Here is a 4,307-nt window from a genome sequence, read left to right on the forward strand (position 1 = left end):
GTTATGATGATTTCAAAAGCAGTCCTCTTACTGAAGACAATTGTGAGGGAAAAACATGAATAAATTCGCAATCATTCACATGCAGAAATTTCAAATTTCTGATGTGCAAGGAATTCAAAAACATAATCAGAGACAAGGAAAAAGTAAATCCAATTTGGATATTGATTATTCGAAAAGTGAACAAAATTATGATTTGTTGAATCAGCAAAAAATTAGATATGAAAGCACAATTAAACAAGAGATCAGTGAGCGAGTAAAACGAAAACCTCGAGCAAATTCCGTTGTACTTTCTGAATTTGTAGTAACAGCTTCTCCTGATTACATGCATTCATTACGTTTAGAAGAACAGAAACGTTATTTTGAAAGTTCGCTAGCGTTTATTCAAAAACGTTATGGAAAACAAAATACGTTGTATGCGATGGTTCATATGGATGAAGCGACACCACATATGCATATTGGTGTCATGCCAATTACAGAAGACAATCGTTTGTCAGCAAAAGATATGTTTACGAGAAAAGAGCTGATATCTTTGCAACAGGACTTTCCGTTGGAAATGCGGGAAAAAGGTTTTGATGTAGAGCGTGGAGAAGGTTCTGAGAAAAAACATTTATCGCCTCAAGCCTTTAAGGAAAAACAAGATTTAGAAGTAGAAGTGGAACAGTTATCCAATGTAAAAACGCATTTAAAGGCAAAAGTAGTGGAAACTCATAATCAATTACAACAAACCACAAACTACATTGAAAAACAGAATGAAACATTACAAAAAATTCAGCAACAATTTTTAAGTTTAGATAAAAAAATAAAAGAAAAGAAACAGGTATTTGAAACGTTTCGAAACCAAATTCCGGACAAGCCAGTGTCAATGTCTTATTTGCGAGAAGAAACAAAAACGGAAGTAACAACAAAACTGTTTGGAAAGCCAGAAATCACAGAGAAAAAAACAGGAAACATCGTGGTTACACGTGAGCAATGGAGAGATATGACAGAAAAAGTGAATGCAGCGGTTATTATAAAGAACGATTATGAACGTTTGCAAAAAACGGATCTTGTAAAAGAAAACAAACAATTACATGAGGCAGTTGATGAAATATGCGATTCACTTCAAGATTCTCAAAAGAGAAATTTAAAGTTACAAGAGGAAAACAAACAATTAAGTACAGAAGTAAGCTCGTTAAAGGCTCATATAAGAGATTTGCAGATTAATATAAAGGTTTTATATCAACAGACGAAAAAAGTCTTTAAAGAGCAATTTAAGGCGTTTAGAGGACTTATTAAGAACGAATTGGATATAAAGGGTGTAGATAATCAATTTGAACGTGAACATGCAAGAGAAGTAAAAAGTAGACAGAAAGGATATGACATGGAACGTTAGAAAAAGGTATGTTGTAAAAAAGAGCATAAGGAAACCGAATCCCACTTTGTATAAAAAGTGGTGAAATAGGCTGTGCCTATTGGGTTTCTAAAGATTTCTAGCTGGTACGTTTTTTCTATGACCTGTGGTCGTCTAGTGGTCGTTTATAGCTGTTCTGTGGCCTTCCAGTGGCCTTTGGTGGTCATTTAGTGGCTGTTTAAAATGTACTAAAAATTTAAATATGCTACAATAAATATCCATCACAAATAACTTTTTAAAGGTTACATCTAAAAAATCTCTTTGTATATTTATATATAAAGAGATTTTTTACGTTTATGTAATTGAAATTATGTTAAAGTTAATAAGACTACATTTGAGAATGTGGGTTCAAGTTGCTGTTTGACTGAATTGCACAAAAAAAACCAATTCCATTACACGGGAATTGGTTTTTTTTTGTGCCTTTTATAAACCAATACATTATATGTGCAAATAGATAAAAAGTTTTTATCATGTTTAAAAATATAAAAGGTAAATACAAAAAGCCTAGTAATTACTAGGCTTTTTGTGAAAAAAGAAATACCATTTTCACCTTAAGCCATTTATTAGTTTCACATTATTTTATGTCTATTTTAAATAAAAAGTTCGAAAGTAAACTTTTGAATAGAAGTTTACTTTCAAACTATTGATTTCATTGGATTATAAGGAAGTTTTAGAAGAATAGATATTTCCGTAAGGAAAGTATACATTCATTATGCTGAAATAAAAGGATTTACCCGTAATTCTCTTGCCCCCAAGTTTTTGAATAAGCAAGAGAATTACGGGTGTTTATTTGTTTTTGTAAATATAAAAAGTCAGACAAGATACAACAAAAAAAGCCATTCATGCTATAATTGGAGTGTCGGCTACAACTATACATGAAGGGCTTTTTTGTCTCTATTTAATAATATTAGAGTTTTTAAAATTTATAAGAAAACTTCTAATTACATAATAACAAAAGAAAAGGCTCTTCGCTAGTTGTAAATACTAGAAACGAGGAGAAGAACATGGCAAATTCTATTGATTTTAAACAAGTTGAGAAAAATGCGAGATTAAGAGAGATTGAAAGTTCTAAAATTTTATCGGAAGAAGAAATGTATTTAGCTAATGATCTTCAAGCAAAAGCGAATTCTAAAGGAATGAAATTAGTGCCAGAAAGAAAAATTAAAAATAATTTCCGCTTCGCTCAATTTATTCAAGCAAATTGGTCTTATTTAAGAGACATTAAATATTTAACAAATGCAGAAAAAACATTTTTAATTGATATATTATCTAATATAGGTTTTTTATCTAACTGTATTGTAGATGACGTACAAAAGAAAAATCCTACTCCTTTAAATCAACAAGCTATTGCTGACTTACTAGGAACTTATAAACCTAATGTAAGTAGAACTGTAAAAAAATTAGTAGATAAAGGTGTTTTATGTAAAGCAGAGCTAGGACTTGAAGAAAATAACGCCAGGGCATATTCGCTTTTTGTTAATCCAAATATTATTTTTTCCGGTAATAAGGATGAAGTTAATCAAACTTTACAAGCTATGTTTTCAAAAGTCCCTAAAGAATTAAAAAAATTACCCCAACGATTATTTTAAGAGCCTTTGGCTCTTTTTTTTATTGACAAAAATAAAAAGTATATCTTGTTTTAAAAATCGTAGTTAGCAATTTTGCTAACTAATGTTAGTAAAATTGCTAACTACGGAAAACTTAAAAACCCTTGATATGACTATGTTTTTTAAACTTTTAATAGCTTGTCCCTCTTACTCTATATATAGAAAGCTAAAAGTTCCGCAAGGAACAGGTCGTATTTTTGAGTAAATACCACTCAAAAATCTCCACCTTGTCCGCTTTGCTCCCTCCTTGCCAAACTTTTTTCGGCTGGTTTTTAGCTTTCGCCAAGCCGAACAGACCAAAAACGGGGTTAAGTTGCTCGACTTGGACTAGCAATTGTACCAGCCGAACCGCCAGTTCTTCCGTTCAAAGTATGATTCTTTTTTGATACGAATCAACGCTATGTGGGGTTTAGCCCCCACACGACTAGCCAGCACTCACACCCAAAAACAGGGGAAAGATAATTCTAACGTTCAAATTAGTACTAAAAAGGTCTATAATTAATCTATTAAAATAGTACTATTTAGTTTATTGGAGGTCGTGTGAATGTCTAAACAACAGGTTAAATTCTATGTTACGGAAAAGGAAATGGAACGTTTGAAATTTTTGTCTGAAATGCGATATATGACAGTTCCTAATTATGCAAAGTTAACAGCATTAGGTGTGCAAATTAGACAGCCAAAAGAGATAGTTGTAGGTAATGTAGAATTACAAGAAGAAGATAAAGCGGTATTAAAAGAAATTTTGGAGAGAAGACGAGGAATTAGCTATATAGCTTACGACACAGGATTTAACCAGCGATTGGAACAACTCGCAAAACGACTATTGGGAGAAGAAAAATAAGCGGTAAGTGTCAATGGTAAGCGGACTTTCAGGGATCAGCGGTTTGTGCTGATCCCTGAAAGGAGCATTAAGGAATGGACACGTGCAGCTGATTCTTCATCCTCTTGGCAGTTTCTCAAAACGAATCGTTTTGGGGACGCCAGCCGGCGAGGAAGCCCCTCAAGGATTGAGGGGTTGGGGAGTTCGATTGATGGGGTCAAGGGGAAGAGTTCCCCTTGTGGGGTGTGGGGCAAAGCTCCAGGGATTTTATCACGCCATGGCGTGATTTGGCGAAGCCAACAAGGTCTCGCAGAGCCCACACCAAATGGAATTTGGTATAGTGGGCTATACCAAAACTTTGGATTCGCTCTCTCGATATGTTATGATGATTTCAAAAGCAGTCCTCTTACTGAAGACAATTGTGAGGGAAAAACATGAATAAATTCGCAATCATTCACATGCAGAAATTTCAAATTTCTGATGTGCAAGG

The 4,307-nt window shown here is 33.5% G+C and carries 3 protein-coding genes; all 3 read left to right on the forward strand.

From position 1 onward, the window contains the following. The first annotated feature begins 55 nt into the window (after positions 1–55). Positions 56–1,372, forward strand: coding sequence for a MobV family relaxase (gene mobV, locus MR168_RS32275; RefSeq protein WP_242262374.1), 1,317 nt, complete (start codon positions 56–58; stop codon positions 1,370–1,372). 1,022 nt (positions 1,373–2,394) lie between these two features. Further along, the gene (locus MR168_RS32280; protein WP_042595349.1) at positions 2,395–2,979 is read left to right on the forward strand and encodes a replication/maintenance protein RepL; all 585 of its coding nucleotides are present in this window, start codon (positions 2,395–2,397) and stop codon (positions 2,977–2,979) included. 562 nt (positions 2,980–3,541) lie between these two features. Further along, positions 3,542–3,838: a hypothetical protein gene (locus MR168_RS32285; RefSeq protein ID WP_042595346.1), complete on the forward strand. Its 297-nt coding sequence runs from the start codon at positions 3,542–3,544 to the stop codon at positions 3,836–3,838. Positions 3,839–4,307 lie beyond the last annotated feature (469 nt).

This window comes from Bacillus cereus group sp. BfR-BA-01356 (genome assembly GCF_022663635.1).
Classification (GTDB): domain Bacteria; phylum Bacillota; class Bacilli; order Bacillales; family Bacillaceae_G; genus Bacillus_A; species Bacillus_A cereus.

What these genes read in the sequence shown, in the direction of transcription:
- MR168_RS32285 (WP_042595346.1), top strand. Translation starts at nt 3,542, where the DNA reads ATGTCTAAACAACAGGTTAAATTCTATGTTACGGAAAAGGAAATGGAA.
- mobV (WP_242262374.1), top strand. Translation starts at nt 56, where the DNA reads ATGAATAAATTCGCAATCATTCACATGCAGAAATTTCAAATTTCTGAT.
- MR168_RS32280 (WP_042595349.1), top strand. Translation starts at nt 2,395, where the DNA reads ATGGCAAATTCTATTGATTTTAAACAAGTTGAGAAAAATGCGAGATTA.